The following is a 22,141-nucleotide window of genomic DNA, read 5'->3' on the forward strand; positions in this document are numbered from 1 at the left end:
CCTGACAGATGCCCCCTCTCCCACGGCCGCCCCCGATCCACTGTAGGAGCTGGCTTGCCAGCGATGGTCGTCAACGATGACGCGGGGAGCCTGATACCCCGCGTCATCGTTGACCTCCATCGCGAGCAAGCTTGCTCCTACAGGTAAGGGTGAAACCATAGTTGGCCGTTACCGCAGGAATGGATCTGTGAACAGTCAATAAAATCCAGATGGGCTGTCAGGCCGCCATCGCCGGCAGGCCAGCTCCCACAGTTTGATTAGAGTACATCTGCATGAGATCAGTCGGCTGGTCGCCATCGCCAGCAAGCCGGCTCCTGCAAACTAGCACCTACAGGCATTTCAACAACACCTTGCCCAGCCAATAAATTTCCCACCAGTTAAAAAACTTTCACAAAAACCTCTGGACGCACCCCCGCCCTTTCCCCTATAAAGCCACCAACAGGAATATTTTATTCCCACCAAGAAAATGCGCTCAAGGAATGAGCCTCGCTGTCCTCTGACATTTTTTCGCTATGCGATGAGCTGCCGCCATCATCCCGAGGACGTGTCATGCAACACGAGAAAAACCATTTCATCATCAAGATCACCTGTCCCGCGGTGTCCGGCATTGTCGCGGCCGTCACCACTTACCTCGCGGACAACGGTTGCTACATCGGGGAGATGGCGCAATTCGACGACGATTTCAGTGGCCGCTTTTTCATGCGCGCGGTGTTCCGTTTCAACGATGGCCACGCCGGGGATATCCAGCAGATAAAGGACGGTTTCAGCGACGTCGCCCAGGCCTTCGACATGGACTGGGAACTGCACGACACCCGCGAGCCCATGCGCGTGCTGCTGATGGTGAGCAAGTTCGACCATTGCCTGACCGACCTGCTCTACCGTTACCACAAGGGCGAGATGGACATGACCATCACCGCCATCGTCTCCAACCACCTCGACCTGCGGCCCATGGCTGAGCGCGAGGGCATTCGGTTCATCTACCTGCCGGTCACCAAGGACACCAAGGCCCGCCAGGAAGCCGAGCTGATGAAGGTGGTCGACGACACCGGCACCGAACTGGTGGTGCTGGCGCGCTACATGCAAATTCTCTCCGACGACCTGTGCAAGCAACTCTCCGGTCGGGCGATCAACATTCACCATTCGTTCCTGCCCGGCTTCAAGGGTGCCAAGCCGTATCACCAGGCGTACCAGCGCGGCGTGAAGTTGATCGGCGCCACCGCCCACTACGTCACCAGCGATCTCGATGAGGGGCCGATCATCGAGCAGGAGGTGCAGCGGGTAGATCACGTCTATTTGCCGGACGACCTGGTGGCCACCGGCCGTGACACCGAGACCGTGGCCCTGTCCAAGGCGGTCAAGTACCACCTGGAACACCGGGTTTTCCTCAACCAGGACCGAACGGTGATCTTCCGGTGAACAGCCCTCGACTGATTGACGGCAAAGCCGCCGCCGCCCGGGTGTTGATCGAGGTCCGCAAGGACGTCGACGGTCTGCGCGCGAGAGACATCCAGCCAGCCCTGGCGGTAATCCTGGTCGGTAGCGACCCGGCCAGCCAGGTCTATGTGCGCAATAAGATCCTGCGCGCCGAAGAGGTCGGCATTCGCTCCCTGGAACATCGCCTGCCCGCCGACACCAGTACCGAACAACTGCTCGACCTGATCGCCCGCCTGAATGCGGATCACGGGATCCACGGCATTCTCCTGCAACTGCCTTTGCCTGCCCATGTCGATGAACTGCGGGCACTGCAAGCCATCGATCCAGGCAAGGACGTCGACGGTTTCCACAGCGAAAACGTCGGTGGCCTCAGCCAGGGCCGTCCGGTGCTTGCGCCCTGCACGCCCAGCGGCTGCCTGTACCTGCTGGAACAGACCTGCGGCGATCTGCGCGGCAAGCACGCGGTGGTAATCGGCCGTTCGAACATCGTCGGCAAGCCCATGGTCGCGCTGTTGCTCAAGGCCGACTGCTCGGTGACCGTGCTCCACTCGCGCAGCCCGGACCCGCAAGCCCTGTGCCGCCAGGCTGACATCGTCATCGCCGCGGTGGGGCGCCCGCGCCTGATCGACGCCAGTTGGCTCAAGCCTGGCGCGGTGGTGATCGACGTCGGCATCAATCGCATCGACGACGCCGGTCGCAGCCGCCTGGTCGGCGATGTCGACTTCGACAGTGCCCTGCTCCAGGTCGCGGCCATCACCCCGGTACCCGGGGGTGTCGGGCCGATGACCATTGCCTTCCTGATGAAAAACACCGTGACCGCGGCCCTTATGCAACACCACAGCCAATCGGAGGCCGTATGCCCTTCAATCTCTTGAAGTACGGGTTGAGTTCGGAATACCCGGTGGACGTGGATTTGCCGCCACCAAAGGAACTGAAATCAAGCTATGACGTGGTGATCATCGGCGCCGGCGGCCATGGCCTGGCCACCGCTTATTACCTGTCCAGGTACCACGGCATCAACAACATCGCAGTGCTGGAAAAGTCCTATCTGGGCGGTGGCAATACCGCGCGGAACACGGCGGTGATCCGCTCCAACTACCTCACCAGCGAAGGCGTGCGTTTCTATGCCGAGTCGGTGCGGATGTTCCAGGGCCTTTCCAACGAATTCGATTTCAACATCATGTACTCCGAGCGCGGCCAGTTGACCCTGGCCCACACCGATGCCACCGTGCGTTCGTTCCGCCAACGCGCCGAGGTCAACAAGCACTTCGGCGGGCGCACTGAAATGATCGACCGCCAGCAGATCCGCGAACTGGTGCCCAGCCTCAACCTCGACCCCGGCCACCTTCCGGTGATCGCCGGCCTCTGGCACATCGACGGCGCCACCGCGCGCCACGACGCCGTGGCCTGGGGCTACGCCAAGCAGGCAGCCAAGCGTGGTGTGGAAATCCACCAGCTCACCGAAGTGCAGGACCTGATCATCGAGAACGGTGCGATCACCGCCGTGAAGACCAACCGCGGCACCATCAAGTGCGGCTGCGCGGTGCAGGCGATTGCCGGGCACAGCTCCTTGCTGATGGCCAAGGCCGGGATTCGTTCGCCGATCCAGACCTTTCCGCTGCAAGCCATGGTCACCCAGCCGTTCAAGCCCTTCCTCGATCCGCTGGTGAGCTCCTCGGCCCTGCATTGCTACGTGCAACAGACCAGCCGCGGCGAAGTGGTGTTCGGCGGTGGCTCCGATCCCTACCCGCTGTTCAATACCCGTTCGACGCTGGACCTCAAGGAAAGCCTGCTGGCCCACGCCATCGAGATGTTCCCGTTCCTGGCCAACGCCAAGCTGATGCGCCAGTGGGCCGGGATCACCGACATGACCCCGGACTACAGCCCGATCATGGGCCTGTCGCCGGTGAAAAATTACTACCTGGACGCCGGTTGGGGCACGTGGGGTTTCAAGGCCACGCCCATCTGCGGCAAGACCATGGCCGAACTGGTGGCCAGCGGCGGCAAGGTCCCGGAGCTGATCAAGCCCTTCGGCCTGGAGCGCTTCTCGACCTTCCGGCAAGTCAACGAAATGGGCGCCACGGCGGCCAGTCACTGAGGGAGAGCGGACCATGAAAATCATCAATTGCCCGCTCAACGGGCCACGCAATATCAGCGAGTTCACCTATGGCGGTGAATTCAAACCCATGCCGGATCCAGTGACCTGCAGCGATGCCGAGTGGGCCGACTACGTGTTCAACACCGACAACCTCGCCGGTGTGGTGCGCGAATGGTGGATGCACACGCCATCGAGCTACTGGTTTCTCGCGGAACGTCACACCGTGACCGACGAAATCCTGCGCACTTTCGACCCCAAGGAACTTTTCACCACCCGCGTCGACTTCAACGCCGCCCAGGAGATCGCCGGATGAACCGCCTACCCGCCCCGATGGGCCTGCTGATCGACCGTGACCAGCCGCTCGATTTCAGCTTCGATGGCCAACCCTACCAAGGCCTGCAAGGCGACAGCATCGCCAGCGCCCTGCTCGCCAACGGCCGCTTCCTGATTTCCCGTTCGTTCAAATACCATCGCCCGCGTGGCCCGCTGACCATGGCCGGGCAGGACGCCAACAGCCTGGTGCAACTGCCCCAGGAACCCAACGTCCTGGCCGATGCACACGCGCTGGAGGCCGGTTTGCAGGTGACGGCGCAGAACGTCAACGGCTCGCTGGACAACGACCGCGATGCGTACCTGGGCAAGTTCTCGAAATTCATGCCGGTGGGCTTCTACTATCGCTCGTTCTACAAGCCCAAGGGCATGTGGAAAGTCTGGGAGCCGATCATTCGCAAGAAGGCCGGCCTGGGCGTACTGGACCTGAAGTTCCAGCCCGAATACTACGACAAGGCCTATCTGTTCACGGACGTTGCGGTGATCGGCGCCGGTCCCGCCGGGCTGCACGCCGCACTGACCGCGGCCAATGCCGGGGCCAAGGTGCTGCTCATCGAGCAACAGCCGGTCCTCGGTGGGTCGCTGACCTATGCGCGCTTCGACATCGCGGGTACACGCGCCGACGCCTTGCGCCGCGAACTGCTGACGGCGGTGCAGCAGCATGCGAATATCCGCATCCTCACCGAGGCGACCTGCAACGCCTGGTTCACCGACAACTATCTGCCGGTGATCCAGGGTAAACGGATGTACAAGGTGCGCGCCCGCCAGTGCCTGGTGTGCAGCGGTGCGTTCGACCAGCCGGTGGTGTTTCGCAACAACGACTTGCCCGGGGTGATGCTGACCAGCGCCGCACAGCGCCTGATGAAGCTCTACGCGGTCAAGCCGGGCAAGCGCGCCGTGGTGCTGACGGGCAACGATGACGGTTACCTCGCCGCCCTGGATTTGTTCGATCAGGGCGTGGAAGTCGCCGCAGTGGTCGACCTGCGCCATGGCCCGAGCGATGAAGCCCTACTTGGCGCGCTGGCGCAACGCAAGATCCCCTGCCTGCGCAACAGCACCGTGTATGAAGCCCTGCACGAAAAAGGCCTGCGCCATGTCAACGGCGTCGACGTGCGCCAGATCACCGCCCAGGGCCAGGTCGCCGAGAGCGGGCAACGCCTGGCCTGCGACTTGCTGTGCATGTCCGCCGGCTACATGCCGGTTTATCAACTGCTGTGCCAGGCCGATGGCAAGCTGGCCTACGACGATCAGCGCGCCGAATTCACCCTCAGCGGGCTACCGCAAAACCTCGCGGTCGCAGGCTCGGTCAATGGCCGTCACCGCCTCGACAACGTGATCGCCGACGGCGTCAATGCCGGTGCCGACGCCGTCGCTGCGCTGGGCATTGCGGTCGGTGTGCATCGGACGCTCTTGAGCAGCGAGGTGCGGGTCAACTTCAACTGGCCGATCTTCCCGCACCCCAAGGGCAAGGACTTCGTCGATTTTGACGAGGACCTGCAAGTGGCGGACATCGTCAATGCCACGCGCATCGGCTATCGCGACGTGCAACTGGTCAAGCGTTATTCCACCGTGGGCATGGGCCCCTCGCAAGGCCGTCACTCGGCGCTGCCGACCGCGCGCCTGGTCGCCTGGGCGACCCAGCGCAACATCAGCGAAACCGGGGTGACTACCGCGCGCCCACCCTTTGTCGCGGAAAAACTGGCCCACGTCGCCGGTCGCGCCTTCGATCCGTATCGGCAAACTCCGATGCATGCCCGGCACCTGCAAGCCGGGGCGAAGATGATGCCGGCAGGCATCTGGCAGCGCCCGGCCTACTACGGCCATGCCAAGGACCGCGAGGCCTGCATGCAGGCCGAAGCCCTGCATGTGCGCAACAAGGTCGGCATCATCGACGTCTCGACCCTGGGCGGCCTGGATGTGCGCGGCCCGGACGCCGCCGAGCTGCTCAACCGCATGTACACCTTTGCCTTCCTCAAGCAGCCGATCGGTCGATCCCGTTACGCGCTGATGACCAATGAACACGGGGTGGTGATCGACGACGGCGTCTGCGCGCGGTTCGCCGAAAACCACTTCTACGTCACCGCCACCACCAGCGGTGTGGATCGCATCTACCAGCAGATGCTCAAGTGGAACGCGCAATGGCGCCTGGACGTGGATGTCGCCAACGTCACGGCTGCGATCTGCGCGGTCAATGTCGCCGGCCCCGACTCGCGCAAAGTGCTGGAAAAAGTTTGCACAGACCTCAACCTGAGCGCTGCGGCGTTCCCCTACCTCGGCGTGCGCCAGGGCACCGTGGCCGGCATCAAGGCCCGGTTGTTGCGCGTCGGTTTTGTCGGCGAACTGGGTTATGAAATTCACGTACCGGCGCGCCATGGGCTCAAGCTGTGGGACGCACTGATGGAGGCCGGCAAGGCCCATGACATCCGCCCTTTCGGCGTGGAGACCCAGCGTTTGCTGCGCCTGGAAAAAGGCCACGTGATCATCAGCCAGGACACCGATGGCATGACTCATCCGGGGGAAATCGACATGGGCTGGGCCGTCAGTCGCAACAAGCCGTTCTTCGTCGGACGGCGCTCGGTGGACATCCTTGAAGCCCAGCCGCAAACCCGCAAACTGGTGGGTTTCACCTTGCCCAGGGACAGCGCGCAACCAATGGAAGGTCACCTGGTGCTCAACGGCCCGGACATCAGCGGCAACGTCACGTCCTGCGAGTACTCGGCGAGCCTGGGCAAGATCATCGGCCTGGCCTACGCCGGCATCGACCAGAGCACACCCGGGCAACGCATCCCGATCCGCGTCGAAGGTGGCCGCGTGGTGCAGGCCGAAGTCGTGTCGCTACCCTTTTTCGATCCCGCCAACCTGCGCCAGGAGCTTTGAGCCATGACCAGCCTGACACAACAACACAGCGCCGGTCAGCCGGCCCTCGCCCTCCTGTCCAGCTGTGCGCTGACCGACTTTACCGACCTGCCCCGGGTCGGCTTTCGCGGCGCCGGCAGCGCGCACTATTTGCAGAGTCGGGACTTCGTGCTGCCGGAAGCGCCCAACCGTGCTGTCAACCAGGTTGATGGCAGCTGGGTGGTGCGTCTGTCCCAGACCGAATACCTGCTGCTGGGCAGCGCCCAGGACCTGGGTGAACGCATTGCCGACGAAGAAGCCAGGTGGGAGTTGGACCATCAAGCCAACTACCTGCTGCCGCGCCAGGACAGCCATGCATGGTTCCAGCTCAGTGGCGAGTATTTGTCCGAGGTCATGGCCAAACTTTGCGGCGTGGATCTGAGCGCGCAGGTGTTCGGGCCCGGTGCCGTGGCGCAGACATCGGCTGCGCGCATTAACGTGATTGTGATCAACGCCACGGCTGCGCAACAGCCGAGGTTATATATCCTCTGTGACCGGGCATCGAAGGCTTACTTTCAGGAGGCATTGCTGGATGCGATGCAGGAGTTTTCGGGCATGGCATAAAAGATTAATACATACGCTCACGATCAGGCCGGCTGGGCGGCGGGCCCCTGTGGAAGCGAGCCTGCTCGCGAAAAACCTGAGAGCACCGCGGGGTGTCAGGCTTCACGCGTCAGCGTTGACCTCCATCGCTGGCAAGCCAGCTCCTACAGTGTGATTGGGGCCATACGCAGCTTTCGTGTGCGCTGTGGAACCTGTAGGAGCTGGCTTGCCAGCGAAGAGGCCGGCACATCCAGCATCACGGGTGACTGACACACCGCTACAAGAGATTTGTGGCCATACACAGCTTTCGTGTGCGATGCGGACACCTGTAGGAGCTGGCATGCCAGCGAAGAGGCCGGCACATCCAACAGCTCTGGTGACTGACACACCGCCTTCGCTGCGATGCGGCGATCCGACATGCCAGCTCCTACAGTGGATCGGGTGTTGCTGCGGGAGCGCGGCTACCGGAAGAAATGACTCGGGGTCTTGCCGAACTGTTTCTTGAACATGCTGGTGAACGCACTGGGGCTGTCGTAGCCCAGCTCCCCGGCAATGTCGATGATCTTCTCGCCGACAGCAATGCGCTCCAAGGCCAGGAGCAGGCGCGCCTGCTGACGCCATTGGCCGAAGGTCATCCCGGTTTCCTTGCGGAACAGGCGCTGGATGGTTTTCTCATCGAGGTCCAGGTGTGCGCTCCAGTGCGCCAGGGTCGAGCCATCGCCGGGATCGCGCTGCAACGCCGAGCACACCACCTTGAGCCGTGGGTCCGTGGGCTGAGGCAGGTGCAGAGGCAAGGTCGGCAGGATCCGCAGTTCATCGAGGATCAGGCGCATGACCCGGCCCTCGCGCGAGTCCGCCTCGTAGGGTCCGCTGATCTCCACCGAGACCTTGATCAACTCACTGAGCAACGCCGAAATACTCACCGCTCGGGGTTCCGCTGGCATATCCGCAGCCGCCTCGGGACGCACGAACAGGCTGCGCATTTTCAACGGGCCGACGCAGCGAATCGAATGAATATGCCGGCTCGGCATCCAGATCCCGCGGCTGGGCGGCACCGTCCACTGGCTCAATCCCGAGTGCACCACCATCACGCCTTCGATGGCGTAGATCAGTTGGTGGGCCTGATGGGAGTGCGCTTCGATCACCCAGTTCTCCGGGTAGTCGGTGGCGCTGCTGCTCACGGCGCAGGCGCGGCCGTCGATCTCCCTGAGGAATTCATCCAGCGACTTAATCATGATGCCCTTTTTGCGATAGTCGATTCCCGAATTGCGCGAGACAGGCAATCGGACGCCCCCTAGGATAGCGCTGAACCCTGAAATGGCCAGCGCTTTTACCCCGCGCCGGCCGCGCTTTTACTCTGGAAGGATCCCATGTCCATCAGTACAACCGCCTCCGCCACTACCTCCAAGAAGGCCACCGCCTCGGTGGCCAGCCAGGCCAGCCCGCTGGTGATGCGCGTCATCGGCGCCTGTGCCCTGGCGCACCTGATCAACGACCTGATCCAGGCCGTGCTGCCGTCGATCTACCCGATGCTCAAGGCCACCTATGGCCTGACTTTCACCCAGGTCGGCCTGATCACCCTGACTTTTCAACTGACCGCTTCGCTGCTGCAACCCTGGGTCGGCTACTACACCGACCGCCACCCCAAGCCGTGGCTGTTGCCGGCCGGCATGGTCTGCACCCTGATCGGCATCCTGATGCTGTCGATGGTCGGCAGCTTCGGGGCGATCCTGGTGGCTTCGGCACTGGTGGGCATTGGCTCTTCGACCTTCCACCCGGAGACTTCCCGCGTCGCGCGCCTGGCCTCGGGCGGACGCTACGGCCTGGCCCAGTCGACCTTCCAGGTCGGCGGCAACGCCGGCAGCGCCTTCGGTCCGCTGCTGGCGGCGGCCATCGTCATCCCCTACGGCCAGGGTAACGTCGCCTGGTTCGGCCTGTTCGCGGTCTTCGCCATTCTCGTGCAATACGGCCTGAGCCGCTGGTACCGCAATCACCTGAACCTGTTCAAGCTCAAGCAAGGCACCAAAGCCACCCATGGCCTGTCCAGGCAACGGGTGACTTTCGCCCTGGTGGTCCTGGCCTTGCTGGTGTTCTCCAAGTATTTCTACATGGCCAGCTTCACCAGCTACTTCACTTTCTACCTGATCGAGAAGTTCGACCTGTCGGTGGCCAGCTCGCAGCTGTACCTGTTCCTGTTCCTCGGCGCCGTGGCAGCCGGCACTTTCTTCGGCGGGCCGATCGGTGACCGGATCGGGCGCAAGCAGGTGATCTGGTTCTCGATCCTCGGCGCCGCACCCTTCACCCTCGCCCTGCCCTATGTCGACCTGTTCTGGACGGGCGTGCTGAGCATGATCATCGGCTTCATCCTCGCCTCGGCCTTCTCGGCCATCGTGGTCTTCGCCCAGGAATTGGTGCCCGGCAACGTCGGCATGATCGCCGGGGTGTTCTTCGGCCTGATGTTCGGTTTTGGCGGCATCGGCGCCGCGCTGCTCGGGCACCTGGCGGATATCCACGGCATCAAGTACGTGTATACGCTGTGCTCGTTCCTGCCGCTGCTGGGCATCCTGACGATCCTGTTGCCGACTACCAAAGGCGTTTAGCGGCCAGGTTTTGCGCCAGCGTCAAGGCATTGCCCAGTGCCGCGCCGCTGGCGGTGTTGTCGAAGATGCACCAGGTGGACGCCCCGTCGGCCGTAGCTGCGTGCATCTCGCCCGCCAGGCGTTCCAGCCGCTGTTCGTCATAGGGGCTGTAATAGATGCGTGGCGAGCCATGCAGCCGCCAGTATTTGAGCCCCGGCCATCCCCGTGGAGTCGAGTCGGTGCTGATGCGCGAAGGATCCACCGCAGCCTGCGCAATGCGATAGTGCACCAACAAGGCCTCAGCCTCCGTCCAGGATTCGTGTCGGGGTTCAAGCACCACATCCCCTGCAAAACACCGCCTGAGACTGATGAAAAACGCTTCGGCCACCGCCGGGGCAAACTCCAGGGACGGCGGCAATTGCACCAGCAGGCAGCCCAGGCGATCGCCCAACCCGGAACACTGCAGCACAAATTCCTCGAGCGCCTGGTCACAGTCCTGCAGACGCTGCACGTGTGTGATCTGCTTGGGCACCTTGACGCTGAAGCGAAAGCCGGCCGGCACGCAGGCGCCCCAGCGCTGGTAAGTTTGGACGCGATGCGGGCGATAAAACGAGCTGTTGATCTCAACGCAGTTCAGTCGCGCCGCATAACGCTGCAAGTGGGTGCCCTCTGCCGTGAAGGCGGCCGAATATTCCCGGCCCAGGCTCCATCCGGCGCACCCTGTGAAAATTGACTGAACATTCACATCCATCTACCTCCCCCCTGCTTATGTCTAAGGGCACAAAGCGGCTGCGGCGGTTCCTTTTTTCGTTCACGACGGTGGATCAATGGTCGAGCGCCATAAGTGATCGCCTTCGCGTGAAAACAGTTGCAACCAATGGTCATCAACCCCGGTCGACATCGAAAAGCCAGCCATGGGGATTTGCAGATGATAGGAGTGATTGTGCCGGTGCATAACGAGGAGCAGCGCCTTGAAGAATGCATCGAGTCGCTGCTGGCGGCGTCTTTCCACCGAGATCTGGACGATGAGGAAGTGAGGATCCTGATCGTCCTGGACGACTGCACGGACGCTTCACTCGACATCGCCCAGGCCTATGACGTGTGGACGCTGAGCTGCAACCACCGCAACGTTGGCAAGACCCGGGCCCAAGGTGCCGAACACCTGCTGGCGAAGGATGCACGCTGGCTGGCCTTCACCGACGCCGACAGCGTCGTTCCCGATACCTGGCTGGCAGAGCAGATCAGCTTCAACGCGGATGCGGTTTGCGGCCTGGTGGAAGTCGCCGACTGGTCCGAACATCCGGAGCGGGTGCGCGAGCGCTATCACGCCAGTTACCACACCGTTGACGGTCACCGGCATATCCATGGCGCCAACCTCGGCGTCTCTTCGGCGGCTTACCGCAAGGCGGGCGGATTCCAGGCCCTGCCCGCTCATGAGGATGTGCAGCTGGTGGCCGATCTGGAGCGCAGCGGCGCGCGCATCATGTGGACGGCGAGGAACCGGGTCACCACCAGCGCCCGCCAGCACTGCCGGTGCCGGGAAGGTTTTGGCGACTACCTGAAGTCGTTGGCCTTTTGACTATTGGCAGGTCTCGGCAAGGTCGATCGAGGTCGCGTCACGGCTCCAGTATTCAAGGAGGAAATCCGCTTCTTCATGACGCATCAGACGATGCAGATTCAGACGCTCGGCAAGCGCTGCGTGAACGTCGCGGCCGTCCTGGGAACAGCCTTCGATCGGATGCAACCAGTGACAGGCCAGCACGCTGCCCGCCGGGCCCAGGCTGCGCAAGGTCTGCTCGATGACCTGATGCCATTCGCCTGCATCGAGGAAGTAGCCCACTTCGCTCAGCACGATGAGGTCAAACTCGCCGTCCGGCCAATCCCGGGGAATACGGGCCTGCTCGACGCGGACATGTTGCAGGCCACTCAAGCGCTGGCGCGCCAGTGCCACCGCCTTCGCGTTGATGTCCTGGCACAGCAACGCGTCGCTGCGCTCGGCCAGCTGCGCACTGAGTTCACCGTTGGCGCAGGCCGGCTCGAAAACCCGTTGATAACGTTGGCGCGGCAAGCTGGCCAACGTCAGCTCGCGCTTGCGCTTTTCATACCAGCGGGTACGAAAGGACCAGGGGTCATCGCTGGCCCTGAACATTTGTTCGAAGTAGTCGGGCGGCAGGCTCATAGAAACACCAGTTCAAAAGGTTGCATCAGGCGTTCGAGGGTTTCTCGACTCAACACCGCCGGTGGGCTGACCTGCGAGACATGGGCGGCAATGGCCTGGCGCTTTTGCGCCAACACCTGGGGATCCAGCAGGTATTTGTGCGCCCGTGCCCAAGGGATCCGGGCATCGTCCGGCCGCGCCCAATGCCACGCCCAGACCGGCGCTTCGATCAGACAGGCCCTTTGCCGGGCGACCGCGCTGGCGGTCGCCCGGCCAGTCGCCTCGTGATCGCAGTGGCCGTCCAGGCGCCAGGTGGTGATCACCCGATCCTGCGGGCGAATCAAGGCCGCCAGCCGCTCGATCAATAACCCCTCCTGGCCCGCTACGCCGCTGTCGGGCAGACCCAGGCGTTGCCAATCCAGGGCAGTGACATCGAGCCCCATGCGGGCGAGCGCGCGTGTGCTTTCCAGCGGGCGCTCGCGGCGCAGACGCGTCGGGGTCCAGTGGTGCGACTGCGGATGGCTGCCTTCGCCATCGGTGACCGCGATCATCAGGACGTCGGCCTCCCTGCCCTTCATCCCGGCCAGGATGCCAGCACATCCGAGCACTTCATCGTCAGGATGCGGGGCGACCACCACCAGGCGCTGGCCCGCAGGCACCAGCTGGTGGTGGGTGATGGTGGGCACCCGCGCCAGCCAGTCACTGGCCTGCCATTGGGCCAGCGATGTGCCGGGACCCTGGATGAGATTCTCCGCTTGAGATACCGACTCGGCGCTCACAGCTCCCAGCCCTCAAGCGGTTGCGCGGCGACCTGCTGTCCAAGCTGCGCCAGGTCCTTTTCGGCATGGCTCTGGCGCACCAATACAGGCAGGTCGGCGGCGAGCCTGGCGAAGTGACTGTCACGACAGAACGGCGTGGCCCCCAACCCGCGCCCGACATGGGCCAGCACGCTGTCGACCGCAACTTCGACCTGGGCGCGCAGGCGCCGGACCGGAAGTTGCGGTGAGCTTTGGGGGTTGTCATCGATCCAGCGAGCCGTTTCCCGCAGCGCCGCCCTGGCCATGCACAACGCCGCATCGACAGCCCCCAGATGCGCCTCGGCATGGGCGTCGTGATACGGCTGCGTGCAGTGCTGGCGAAGGTAACCGGCGAGCGCACAGGCGGCGCCGTACCAGCACGCGGCTATTCCACCCCCGCCCTGCCAGAAGCCGGGTCGGTCGACATACTGTCCGGGCAACCCGACACAACGGCCAAGGGCACCTTCGAACAGCAGGTCGATGCTGGCCGTACTGCCCATGCCGACCGCCTGCCAGCCATCCTCGAGTAGCCTGATCGTGGGCTGGCGCAACGTGACCGCTACCAACTGCGGCCGCTGCTGTTCATCCCACGCCGTCACGAGCGCCTGATCGAGCATGGCGGCGCCGGAACACCAGGCCTTGCGACCCTGCAGGTAAACATTGCCTGCACGGCGATCGACAATCTCGAGCCGGGCAAAGGGAGGCTCGGCCGCCCAGGTTCCCCAACTGCCCGCGGCCGCAGGCGAATCGGGCTCGAGCTCGGCCATGATTGCCAGCGCGTCGGTATGGCCTTCGAACAACTTGGCCAGCCGCAGGTCGCTGGCGGAGACGGTGGCCAGGGTGCGCCAGCGTTCCAGCGTACGGCCCTGCCCGGGCAATGGCAGATCAGCAAATCCAGCCCTGATCAGTTGCTGCATCAGCGGTTGCAGCGCAGCGTCCGCGGTGCTTATCGCCGGTCGGCAGGCAAACGGCTGCAGCAGGCTTTCGAGGGTTGCCGCATTGCTCATGGCCCATTCTCCCTTCTGAGTGCTCTTGAAACTCATGACTTGAAGTTGAGAGGCAGGCAGCCTGCAGGAGTTCATTGCATCTGTACGTGTATCGCTGAGCCCGTTTTTAGAACCACCCGGGCCAAGGCAATGTCTCTGCTCTATAGACACCCTTCACAATGGAGGAGAGCTCGAATGAGCAACTCACAAGCGCATGCTCCAGCGCAAAAACTGATGTTCGAACGCAATGGCTGGGTGCCGAACAACCCGCGTCTGCCGGTGCTGATCTATCCCAAGGCCATCGCTGTCCAAGGCAACGATCCAGCGGCGCTGTTCGAGCAGACCTTCAGTGCCAACGGCTGGCCGCCGCAATGGCGCTATGGGGTATATGACTATCACCACTACCACACCGAAGGCCATGAAGTGCTTGGGGTGGCCAGCGGGCATGCACGCCTGATGCTGGGCGGGCCCGATGGCCTGGTGCTGGAAGTCGGTGCCGGGGATGTGCTGCTGTTGCCGGCCGGCACCGGTCACTGCAACCTGGATTCGAGCGACGACTTCCTGGTTGTCGGTGCTTACCCGCCGGGCCAGCACGCCGACATTTGCCGTGAAGCGCCGAGCGCCGTGCAACAGCAGAGCATTGACACGCTGCCGTTCCCCGAGCAGGACCCGGTACAAGGTTCCCACGGCGCGGTGAGCGAGTATTGGTCTAAAGGCCAGCCGAGAAAAATCTAGAACTCGTAGCCCGGGCTTCGATCCAATGTATACCCACTGGAGGCCAGCGCCATGAACAACGATGACCGCATTACCCCTGCTGCCACACCGACCGAGGAGGATGAAAGCCTCGAACCTTCGCCCCCCGAAACCACCGAGGAGCAAGCCGAAGACCTGCGGCGCAAAGTTGACGAGATACAACGCAAGGTGGCGGACGGCAACTGATCCGGCACTGCATCAATGCCGCCGGGTCACGATCAACGCCACCACGGCGATGCGCTCCACCCGTTCATAACCGGGTTTGAGCAGTTCCTCGCCGAACACGTCGGGGTCCAGCTCTCGATAGGTCCAGTCGTACCTGTCGTCACTCAGCAGCGGCTGTACGGACTCCAGGAAGGGGTCCGTCCCGGCGACCATCGCCACCCCGGTGTACAACACCAGGCTGCCGGCCTTTTCCAGGCGCGGCAGCGATTCGCGGACGATGCGCACAGACAAGGCTTCGCCCAGCGCACCACCGCCATGGCGATAGGCGCGTTGCTGGCTGTCGTTCATGTAGGGCGGGTTGGCGATGATCAGGTCGAACTGCCCTTCGACACTGCCCAGCACATCGCTGTGGTAGGCGCTGACATTACTGGCCTGGGCCAGCTCGGCATTCACCGCCGACAGGCGCAGCGCCCGTGGATTGATATCCACCGCCAGCACTTCGGCCTCCGGCCGGGCAAGGGCGATAACCAGCGCGCCAATGCCGGACCCGCAGCCTATGTCCACCGCTCGCCGCACGGGTTCCGCGCGCTGCTGCAGATGGGCTTCGATCAATTGCGCAAAACGATAGCTGTCGGGTCCGAAGAACACCGAGTCGCTCTGCGTGGTCGGATACGCCGAATGGGCAATCAGCAAGCGCCCAAGGCTTGACCAGCGCACCGTGCTGCGCCAAAGCGATCCCTCCTTTTCGACGATGCCCGCCTGTTCCAATTCAGCCAGTTGCTGCGGTGAAAACAGCCCGTGCTCGAAAGGCATCGACCAGCCGAACACATCACGCAGGTCCTTGGCCAAGAGCGGCACAAAGCGCTGGCACACCCGTTCGTGGGTCAAGGGCGTCGGGGTGATGAAACGGTAGTCCTCGGCAGCGAGAAGCCTGCCCAGCTCCAGCAATGTGCGATCGGCTATCTGTTGTCCTGACATGCATGACTCTCCTGAAATCAGCGCAAACGGGCCACGCATTCAATGAAACGTCGGGTGGCGTAAAGTCCGGCGGGTCGACAATGGCGCTGTGCCGAAAGCCACGGGATCAGCAATTGCAGTTGTTGCCGCGGTGACTGGTCGCGCAGGGAATCCTGCAACGCCTTGAGCTCAGGGTCGTTCGCAAAGGCTTCATCGGCGAAGGCATCGTCGGATGGCGCCCGGCGTGGCACAGGCTGGCGCTGCGGGTCTTGCCAGTCACCGGCGATCCAGTCGTGCAGCAGTTGTTTTTCATAGCCACTGAACACGCCGAACATGGCCGCCGTATCGCCCTCGATCAATTGCCAGAATCGGCTCTCCTTGGGCGGGCCATGGCGTTTGATCCAGCCCTTGCGTTGCAGCGCGCCGAGAAACTCTTCGATCTGGCCCGGAGTCGCCAGCCACTGATTGACGGTCTGGCCTTCGACCTTGCAGTAATCGGAATGCATGTGCTGGCCGAAGCTGCGTTTGCGCTCGAGCATGGCGATCACTTCCTGCTGCAGGTCGAAGCCTGCAATCACCGCCGTCGAGCCCGGCCCCAGGTCATTGAGTCGATAGCCGATGGCGACACGCCGATAGAACTCCTCCCGTCCCTGCTCCACGGGCATCAGATCGAGCAGCGCTTCAATCGCCTTGCGTCCGTGCCCGCTGCTGACGTTGTCGATGGTCACGTGCAGGGTGAAATAGTACGGGTCGATCCCCAGTTCACGCAGTTCATAGGCGCTGATCAGCAGGTGCAGCGGCAATTGCTCGTAGCCGAGGTTGTAGCCGATCACCTCGGGCATGAACCTCTCGCTGCACTGCCCCAATGCGAGTTGAATCGCACCTTGGCGAAAGTGTTCGTCGAGCAGTCCCTGTCGGTCGCCACAGTCGTGCGCAGCCAGCAGCTTGCGGTAGATCACCACGTGATTCTGCCGTGGATCGCCGTTGCCCAGCTCTTCCAGATAAGTGCTCAGAAGCCCGTCATAACGCAGGTCCTGCCAGTGCTCGAGCACACCGGCCAGCCAGGCGCCGTCGACCTCCTTGGTCGGCGCTACCCGTTGCAGGAAAAACAGGGCATGGGCCTTGTTCGAGAAATACCGACGTGGCCCGCCCTGCTTGCGTTCCTCGAGGTAGAGGGCATAGTCGCGCGCGACGTCGGCACAATGTTGTTCTGACCATGCCGCCAGCTGTGCTGGCGCTTCGGGCAGATCACAGGGCAGTTCAGCGACCTCGGCCAGTTGCTCGCGCAGGAACTGCTCGCCCAGCGCTGCTGCTTGTGGGTCGTTGCTGTACAGCAGATCGTAGAGTTCGCGGTACTGGCCGCCGGCGTCGGCATCCGCAAGCGTCGAAGGCGAACCTGTCAAGGGCGTGAATAGGGTCATTGGCTGTTCTCCTGGGCAGTACTTCGATCTATCACCGGGCGCTTTTCCTAGCGCCTGTCGTCGGACAAAGGTGTTTGCTCATCTGCCTCAGGCAGCTTCCTGTCGCGCTCGTTCCATTCCTGCTCGCCCTCTTCATCGTCGAGGTCGGCCTGTTTCAGGGGATCGTATTTGCCCGGATCGTCCGACGTGGGTAGCGTCTTGTCCGGGTCTTGTTTGTTGTCCTGGAAAGTCGACTCGCTGGACATGTCTCACCTCACAAACTGTGCCCGGGTTTTCCGGGTCGTACAGCTTTGAAGGCGTCCAGGGGATTGCGTGCATTCGAGTAGACGAGCGGCATACACCCTTGCAGGAGATCGACATGCCAGCGAAGGCGCCCCTGGCCGACCAGTCTCTCGTAGCTACACCCGATCTACTGTAGGAGCCGGCTTGCCGGCGAAGGCGCCCTCCCAATCAACCAATCTCTCGCGACTGTACCCGACCTACTGTAGGAGCCGGCTTGCCGGCGAAGGCGCCCTCCCAATCAACCACTCTCTCGCGGCTGTACCCGACCTATTGTGGGGCCTGCCGACGATGGCGGCCTGACAGCCGACCTGTTCCCAAGTGAACGCATCCCCCTGTAGGAGCTGCCGAAGGCTGCGATCTTTTGATCTTCTATTCAGCCCGATCAATCCGATCCAGCGCCCGACTCACCGCCAGCTCGCCGAGCATGATGACCTGGGCAATCCCCAACAGGGTATTGCGACTCGTCCCTTCCATATGATCCGCCAGATCCAGCGTCATCACATTGGCCGAAGCCAGCGACTCACAGGCATGGGCCAGCAGGGTTTCGGTATCGAGTTCCGGGTTGACGATGAACATGGTGCAAAGCTTGCGCGGCGTGGCCTGGATGTCGGCGGCAGAGGGAATGCGTTCGGAGGGTGGGTGGGAGTTGTTTGAATCGATGGTTTATGAGGGCGCTGCCGAATCAGTGTCCGGCGGGTTTGGTGTCGGCTGGATCATAGTTGCTTCTCTCATAGTTGAGCGGCAACCATCTCGCTACTAAACGATAGGGTGGCGGCTGTGCGCAAGTTAGTAGACCGGGAAAGCAACAAACCGGCGCATCCGAAGACGCCAAGCGCACAGCCACCATCAAGTACAGGTGTGAACACCTGACAAATGACGCTTGTGCAACCGATATTACTTTCCGGGCTACTAAACCCGATCACTGACCCTCAGTGACGCGAACCAAGTTACCGAGCGGCCTCAGGGCGCACAAGCCGGCGGATTCTGGAGTAACTGTAGGCAACGGCGCAAGGCGCTGTGGCTTTCGGGAAGTAACCTGGCTGGCGTTTAAACACGCTGCAAATTGCTCGAAAAAGCACTGCCAACAGAGCTGGAACAACCCTTGCTCCAAACGCTTGCATGCCGTGGGATACCGCCGCGTATCCTCCTTTTGTCAAACCCACAAACTTCCTACAGATCTGACGCGCCGCCATCTCGGACGCATCCTACGCGCAACTCGGAAGTGTCCTATTTCGACCTCTGGCCGCTTCTTGAAAGCTGTCGTGTACTTGAACTAGGGTGGAAATGAAGCCTCCCCCGTATGCCTATCCATACCAAGGAGGACTTAACGTGAACGACCTGACCGAAGCCAATGCCCCTGTCGCTGAAAACCGGACCAGCAAGCAACACCCCATTGTGGTTGCGTATCACCAGTCAACCCAGTGCTACTTTCGCCCCGAGACCGAAGAGCTGGTCTTTATTGCGGACGCCGAGGCGGGCGAGTTCGAAAACCACTGGCAAGATATGGCCCACCGGGTGAATGAGTTCCACCTGGCCAAGGAACGCTACACCAGAGTGCTTGAAAAGTATGTCGAGGCGGTTTCAACCACCACGCTGTCTCCCTTGGAAGCTGAAGCGCATGCCAAGGAAGTGACGGCGGCGGAAAGCCGGCTCGAGGCAGAACAAGAGGCGCTCCGCAAAAAGCTCGGCAGTTTTTCCCAGGAAAAAATGAGCTATGACGATGTCGTCGAATTGCTTCCAGTAGCCGGTACGGGGAAGAAACACAAAAACGGGACCAAGGCCAACCGCTATGCCTATGTCAAAAAAGGCTACTTCAGCAAAGGCCAGGATGGCCGCACGCTGCACACGGTGTCCTTGAAAGGCAACAAAAAGAAAGGCGCCGAGAACAGCATCTACGGTAAGGACAAGCATGGTAACCGACGCATCGATACGCTGAAGCTCAAGGAGCAACTGACCACCCTGGAGTGGCCAAAACTTAAGCTGGAGTTGAGCGACGTCATCAAGTGGACCGGCCTGGATTTCGATCCTGAAGCCTTTAATCAGGACGTTACCTTGTTCGACTGGGCTGAAAGCTGGAACGAAAGCCTAGTGGGCAAGACCGAGTTGGGCAAGAACGTCGACGTTTCCGGTGCCGCGCAGTTCATGCGCTTGGTGTCCAACGTCGGGGCCAGCACCGAATTCGCCCCAAACAAAGGCAATGTCGCGATCAAGGGCGAAGCGAAGGCCGTCATGACCGTCGCTTCCGGCATGGTTAACCTCCCTATCTATGTGCCGGACCGCATGGGTTGGTCATTGTCCTATACCAATGCTAAAGGCAATGACTTCGACATGGGAATGTTGCGCTTGTATCTGACACCTGAGTTGGCTGGTTTCGTCGGTGCCTCGGTGCAACTCGAAGGGCAATTGCAGGTGGTGACCAAAGGTGATCAGCAATTTCTCGCTGGTCAGCCCAATGGCCGATTACCCCGTTTCAAGGAAAGAAGAACCAGGGGGGCGGCGTTCCATCAGCAAATGGCCGCCGAAGATGAAGGCCTGCAAATCACCGGCGAAGCCTTTGCCGGCGCCCGGGTCGAGGGCAGTCTCAAAGGCGGACTGCAATGGCTTAAACCCACACCGCCAGCGGACATCAATCCCGGTCTCGCCGGACTATTGAAGTCCAGCGGCGAATTCAAAGAGTTCTGCAGTATTGGTGGCAGCATTGCCGGTTTGGCCGGGGCAGGGGCCGGTGGCAAGTTCTATTGCACTTTTATAAACGGGAAATTTTGTTTTCATGTGGCGGCCAGTTTGTGTTGGGGAATAGGGGCCAAGGGCGGGCTTATTGGCGAAGTGGGTGTCAATACGATTACGGAGTTTGGGGCTTGGTTGGTTTATCAGCTGTATCGACTGAATTATAGTTTTTTTGACTTGGTGAAAAAAGATGCCTTCAATGCATATAGTCAGTATTGTGTAATGCAAATGGATGATATGCAGAGCAACTTATATAAAAAATTCATGACGTTAGGGGGGAGCGTTGACTCTGTTGAATATTATTTTAAAGAGATCGTAAAGTCCATTATAGATGAAAGTAAAACGAATCTGGATGCCTCGAAGCGACGTAATCAGCTGGCGACCAGTGTTAATGCCAACGCAGAAAAGCTCTTGAGCTTCACCCCAGAGGCAAAAGGGATTTTACTTTACCTTCTCACCCGCCATGGCGTTTGGGATCATCTCGATCCACACAACTACGGGAAGGCACTGGCACCCGATATCTACAAAGATCGTAAAGAAGCGGTGATCTGGATACTCAAAAGTATCCAGACCCGTATCGAGTGGCGAAAGGTGTTTTGCCGAATGACGCCTGATGGCTCAAGTTTGACTACAGCCGAAAATGAATTCCTGATAATCGAGCAGCAGGAACAGAAATTAGTGGATTTTCTGCGAGAGGGGTTTAATCGTGATCAGGATTTGCTTAGGGCGAAACGTGAGCTATCAATTATTTATGATCGGATAAGATCTGGTGTTGCTTGGGGGTATGCGCTGGCCATGAATGATTCACCCTACTATCAAATCAATTCCGATGACAACTTTCATTACCCCAGCCGCTGTTCTTTTGGTTCGCGTGAAACAGAAACGGATCGTTGGGTTTGATACAAGGTTTTTTTATGAAAATGTTTAAGCTTGCATTTATGCTTCCTGCTGTATTAGTGGCGGGCTGCGAACAGAGCACCATGCCCGTGGGCACAGCTGAAGTTAATAGATCATCGCAAGAGTTGCAGGGTTTTATCCAAAGGGTAAAAGGCGACCTCGTCTTCGTCGAAGGTGGAGAATTCCTGATGGGGGACTATGGTGTGCAATACGGACCTGAAAAACTTCCCTACGATGCTGATAAGGATAGTAAGCCGCTGCATAAGATTGAGTTAAGTAGTTACTCTATCACCAAATACAAAATTACAAATCGGGAATATCAGTTCTACCTGAACTCCAATGATCTGCAACTTCGCCGGGACTCCAGTGACAAGTTTGCCGTCATCAGTGGACCTCCAAACACGCCCGCACACCTGGATTGGTTCGAGGCGGAAAAATATTGCAATTGGCTGACAAAGGTCAGCGAGTTACCGTTCGGTTTACCGACCGAAGCCCAGTGGGAATATGCAGCGCGCAGCCGTGGGCAATTTTTAATGGTGGCAACCAATGATGGTACTTATAAGGCGACTGATGACCCTGTAACCGAAGATTGGGAAGATGGTCCCAAGGGCATCAACATTTCCAGTTCTTGGGATCGCAAAACATTTGCTAAAGAGATGGGGTGGAAGACTGATACTCTCACCCCGTTGCCTGTGGATAGATTTCCACCTAACCCACTCGGTCTATATTCGATGTCCGATAATGGGTTTGAATGGGTCAAGGACTGGTATGATCCAACATATTACGAGAGCTCCCCATTGAAAGATCCGCAAGGTCCGGGCGCCCCTGCATATAAAGATCCTCCTTCGAATTACAAGTATGCAAAGGTACTTCGCGGCAAGGATTATGCAGATCCGCAGTGGGGAGGAGGCGTAAACGTACACAGAAGTTATAGAAGTCCAGATGGAAGTATGGCCAGCCTGTCTGGTACGGGTGATTTGTTGGTACTCACTGATAAAACAGCTCGCTGCGTAGTTAATCATCCGCGCCCTATTGAATAATGGTTTGGAAGAGATTTTTTCGCAGGAGTAATAGGATTTAATCAACGGAATAATAAAGAAACTCCGACGATCCGACTTT

The 22,141-nt window shown here is 60.6% G+C and carries 21 protein-coding genes; 12 read left to right on the plus strand and 9 right to left on the minus strand.

What is annotated here, in order from left to right; all coding sequences use genetic code 11:
- Positions 1–549 precede the first annotated feature (549 nt).
- Genes purU through DKB71_RS20360 form a run of 6 tightly spaced genes read left to right on the plus strand, consistent with a single transcriptional unit; the run spans position 550 to position 7,321 of the window.
- The gene (purU, locus tag DKB71_RS20335; protein WP_274077539.1) at positions 550–1,416 is read left to right on the plus strand and encodes a formyltetrahydrofolate deformylase; all 867 of its coding nucleotides are present in this window, start codon (positions 550–552) and stop codon (positions 1,414–1,416) included.
- Complete coding sequence (folD, locus tag DKB71_RS20340) at positions 1,413–2,309, plus strand: bifunctional methylenetetrahydrofolate dehydrogenase/methenyltetrahydrofolate cyclohydrolase FolD (protein WP_406592250.1); 897 nt, start codon at positions 1,413–1,415, stop codon at positions 2,307–2,309. The genes purU and folD overlap by 4 nt, the downstream gene beginning before the upstream one ends.
- Positions 2,291–3,532, plus strand: coding sequence for an FAD-dependent oxidoreductase (locus DKB71_RS20345; RefSeq protein ID WP_166620558.1), 1,242 nt, complete (start codon positions 2,291–2,293; stop codon positions 3,530–3,532). Before folD ends, DKB71_RS20345 begins: the two co-directional genes overlap by 19 nt.
- A gap of 13 nt (positions 3,533–3,545) precedes the next feature.
- Positions 3,546–3,845 carry a sarcosine oxidase subunit delta gene (locus DKB71_RS20350; RefSeq protein WP_408596988.1) on the plus strand — a complete coding sequence of 100 codons (300 nt, stop codon included), beginning with the start codon at positions 3,546–3,548 and terminating at the stop codon, positions 3,843–3,845.
- Positions 3,842–6,739 carry a 2Fe-2S iron-sulfur cluster-binding protein gene (locus DKB71_RS20355; protein ID WP_408596990.1) on the plus strand — a complete coding sequence of 966 codons (2,898 nt, stop codon included), beginning with the start codon at positions 3,842–3,844 and terminating at the stop codon, positions 6,737–6,739. The genes DKB71_RS20350 and DKB71_RS20355 overlap by 4 nt, the downstream gene beginning before the upstream one ends.
- A 3-nt stretch (positions 6,740–6,742) precedes the next feature.
- Positions 6,743–7,321 carry a sarcosine oxidase gene (locus DKB71_RS20360; RefSeq protein ID WP_408596992.1) on the plus strand — a complete coding sequence of 193 codons (579 nt, stop codon included), beginning with the start codon at positions 6,743–6,745 and terminating at the stop codon, positions 7,319–7,321.
- 440 nt (positions 7,322–7,761) lie between these two features.
- Here the strand turns inward: DKB71_RS20360 and DKB71_RS20365 are convergent, their stop codons facing one another.
- Positions 7,762–8,583 (minus strand): helix-turn-helix transcriptional regulator, encoded by an 822-nt coding sequence (locus DKB71_RS20365; protein ID WP_323609448.1) that lies wholly within the window; start codon positions 8,581–8,583, stop codon positions 7,762–7,764.
- A gap of 87 nt (positions 8,584–8,670) precedes the next feature.
- On the opposite strand from DKB71_RS20365, the gene DKB71_RS20370 reads away from it, so the two are divergent.
- On the plus strand, positions 8,671–9,900 hold the full coding sequence (locus DKB71_RS20370) for an MFS transporter (protein WP_408596995.1): 1,230 nt from the start codon (positions 8,671–8,673) through the stop codon (positions 9,898–9,900).
- Here the strand turns inward: DKB71_RS20370 and DKB71_RS20375 are convergent.
- On the minus strand, positions 9,884–10,630 hold the full coding sequence (locus DKB71_RS20375; RefSeq protein ID WP_408596997.1) for a DUF72 domain-containing protein: 747 nt from the start codon (positions 10,628–10,630) through the stop codon (positions 9,884–9,886). The genes DKB71_RS20370 and DKB71_RS20375 overlap by 17 nt on opposite strands.
- A gap of 177 nt (positions 10,631–10,807) precedes the next feature.
- Between DKB71_RS20375 and DKB71_RS20380 the strand changes: the two genes are divergently transcribed.
- On the plus strand, positions 10,808–11,458 hold the full coding sequence (locus DKB71_RS20380) for a glycosyltransferase (RefSeq protein WP_323609451.1): 651 nt from the start codon (positions 10,808–10,810) through the stop codon (positions 11,456–11,458).
- Here DKB71_RS20380 and DKB71_RS20385 read toward each other — a convergent pair whose 3' ends face one another.
- The 3 genes from DKB71_RS20385 to DKB71_RS20395 are packed head-to-tail and all read right to left on the minus strand — an operon-like array spanning position 11,459 to position 13,841.
- Positions 11,459–12,058 (minus strand): class I SAM-dependent methyltransferase, encoded by a 600-nt coding sequence (locus tag DKB71_RS20385; RefSeq protein WP_166621361.1) that lies wholly within the window; start codon positions 12,056–12,058, stop codon positions 11,459–11,461.
- Positions 12,055–12,816 carry a PIG-L deacetylase family protein gene (locus tag DKB71_RS20390; RefSeq protein WP_408597000.1) on the minus strand — a complete coding sequence of 254 codons (762 nt, stop codon included), beginning with the start codon at positions 12,814–12,816 and terminating at the stop codon, positions 12,055–12,057. Before DKB71_RS20390 ends, DKB71_RS20385 begins: the two co-directional genes overlap by 4 nt.
- Positions 12,813–13,841: an acyl-CoA dehydrogenase gene (locus DKB71_RS20395; RefSeq protein WP_408597002.1), complete on the minus strand. Its 1,029-nt coding sequence runs from the start codon at positions 13,839–13,841 to the stop codon at positions 12,813–12,815. The genes DKB71_RS20390 and DKB71_RS20395 overlap by 4 nt, the downstream gene beginning before the upstream one ends.
- A gap of 174 nt (positions 13,842–14,015) precedes the next feature.
- On the opposite strand from DKB71_RS20395, the gene DKB71_RS20400 reads away from it, so the two are divergent.
- Entirely contained in the window at positions 14,016–14,555 is a 540-nt protein-coding gene (locus DKB71_RS20400) for a cupin (protein WP_408597004.1), read from the plus strand.
- A gap of 51 nt (positions 14,556–14,606) precedes the next feature.
- Positions 14,607–14,759 carry a hypothetical protein gene (locus DKB71_RS20405; RefSeq protein WP_408597006.1) on the plus strand — a complete coding sequence of 51 codons (153 nt, stop codon included), beginning with the start codon at positions 14,607–14,609 and terminating at the stop codon, positions 14,757–14,759.
- 12 nt (positions 14,760–14,771) lie between these two features.
- On the opposite strand, the gene DKB71_RS20410 is transcribed toward DKB71_RS20405, so the two are convergent.
- The 4 genes from DKB71_RS20410 to DKB71_RS20425 all read right to left on the minus strand — a co-directional run bounded on the left by DKB71_RS20410 (position 14,772) and on the right by DKB71_RS20425 (position 18,058).
- The gene (locus DKB71_RS20410) at positions 14,772–15,716 is read right to left on the minus strand and encodes a methyltransferase (protein WP_408597008.1); all 945 of its coding nucleotides are present in this window, start codon (positions 15,714–15,716) and stop codon (positions 14,772–14,774) included.
- A 17-nt stretch (positions 15,717–15,733) separates the two neighbouring features.
- Positions 15,734–17,116, minus strand: a complete 1,383-nt coding sequence (locus DKB71_RS20415; RefSeq protein ID WP_408597010.1) for an iron-containing redox enzyme family protein — start codon at positions 17,114–17,116, stop codon at positions 15,734–15,736.
- Between the two features lie 47 nt (positions 17,117–17,163).
- A complete protein-coding gene (locus tag DKB71_RS20420) occupies positions 17,164–17,361 on the minus strand; it encodes a hypothetical protein (RefSeq protein WP_166621358.1) in 198 nt (65 codons plus the stop codon).
- 406 nt (positions 17,362–17,767) lie between these two features.
- Positions 17,768–18,058, minus strand: a complete 291-nt coding sequence (locus DKB71_RS20425; protein ID WP_408601139.1) for a DUF6124 family protein — start codon at positions 18,056–18,058, stop codon at positions 17,768–17,770.
- Between the two features lie 669 nt (positions 18,059–18,727).
- On the opposite strand from DKB71_RS20425, the gene DKB71_RS20430 reads away from it, so the two are divergent.
- On the plus strand, positions 18,728–21,025 hold the full coding sequence (locus tag DKB71_RS20430) for a hypothetical protein (protein ID WP_408597012.1): 2,298 nt from the start codon (positions 18,728–18,730) through the stop codon (positions 21,023–21,025).
- 14 nt (positions 21,026–21,039) lie between these two features.
- A complete protein-coding gene (locus DKB71_RS20435) occupies positions 21,040–22,062 on the plus strand; it encodes a formylglycine-generating enzyme family protein (protein WP_408597014.1) in 1,023 nt (340 codons plus the stop codon).
- Positions 22,063–22,141 lie beyond the last annotated feature (79 nt).

It is taken from the genome of Pseudomonas sp. PLMAX (genome assembly GCF_046042685.1).
In the GTDB taxonomy this organism is placed as follows: Bacteria; Pseudomonadota; Gammaproteobacteria; order Pseudomonadales; family Pseudomonadaceae; genus Aquipseudomonas; species Aquipseudomonas putida_AE.

Excerpts from the sequence above, each read along its gene's own strand:
- DKB71_RS20345 (WP_166620558.1), top strand. The coding sequence starts at position 2,291 with ATGCCCTTCAATCTCTTGAAGTACGGGTTGAGTTCGGAATACCCGGTG.
- DKB71_RS20385 (WP_166621361.1), bottom strand. The coding sequence starts at position 12,058 with ATGAGCCTGCCGCCCGACTACTTCGAACAAATGTTCAGGGCCAGCGAT.
- DKB71_RS20410 (WP_408597008.1), bottom strand. The coding sequence starts at position 15,716 with ATGTCAGGACAACAGATAGCCGATCGCACATTGCTGGAGCTGGGCAGG.
- DKB71_RS20355 (WP_408596990.1), top strand. The coding sequence starts at position 3,842 with ATGAACCGCCTACCCGCCCCGATGGGCCTGCTGATCGACCGTGACCAG.
- DKB71_RS20420 (WP_166621358.1), bottom strand. The coding sequence starts at position 17,361 with ATGTCCAGCGAGTCGACTTTCCAGGACAACAAACAAGACCCGGACAAG.
- DKB71_RS20415 (WP_408597010.1), bottom strand. The coding sequence starts at position 17,116 with ATGACCCTATTCACGCCCTTGACAGGTTCGCCTTCGACGCTTGCGGAT.
- DKB71_RS20405 (WP_408597006.1), top strand. The coding sequence starts at position 14,607 with ATGAACAACGATGACCGCATTACCCCTGCTGCCACACCGACCGAGGAG.
- DKB71_RS20350 (WP_408596988.1), top strand. The coding sequence starts at position 3,546 with ATGAAAATCATCAATTGCCCGCTCAACGGGCCACGCAATATCAGCGAG.
- DKB71_RS20400 (WP_408597004.1), top strand. The coding sequence starts at position 14,016 with ATGAGCAACTCACAAGCGCATGCTCCAGCGCAAAAACTGATGTTCGAA.
- DKB71_RS20435 (WP_408597014.1), top strand. The coding sequence starts at position 21,040 with ATGAAAATGTTTAAGCTTGCATTTATGCTTCCTGCTGTATTAGTGGCG.
- purU (WP_274077539.1), top strand. The coding sequence starts at position 550 with ATGCAACACGAGAAAAACCATTTCATCATCAAGATCACCTGTCCCGCG.
- DKB71_RS20395 (WP_408597002.1), bottom strand. The coding sequence starts at position 13,841 with ATGAGCAATGCGGCAACCCTCGAAAGCCTGCTGCAGCCGTTTGCCTGC.
- DKB71_RS20360 (WP_408596992.1), top strand. The coding sequence starts at position 6,743 with ATGACCAGCCTGACACAACAACACAGCGCCGGTCAGCCGGCCCTCGCC.
- DKB71_RS20375 (WP_408596997.1), bottom strand. The coding sequence starts at position 10,630 with ATGGATGTGAATGTTCAGTCAATTTTCACAGGGTGCGCCGGATGGAGC.
- DKB71_RS20380 (WP_323609451.1), top strand. The coding sequence starts at position 10,808 with ATGATAGGAGTGATTGTGCCGGTGCATAACGAGGAGCAGCGCCTTGAA.
- DKB71_RS20370 (WP_408596995.1), top strand. The coding sequence starts at position 8,671 with ATGTCCATCAGTACAACCGCCTCCGCCACTACCTCCAAGAAGGCCACC.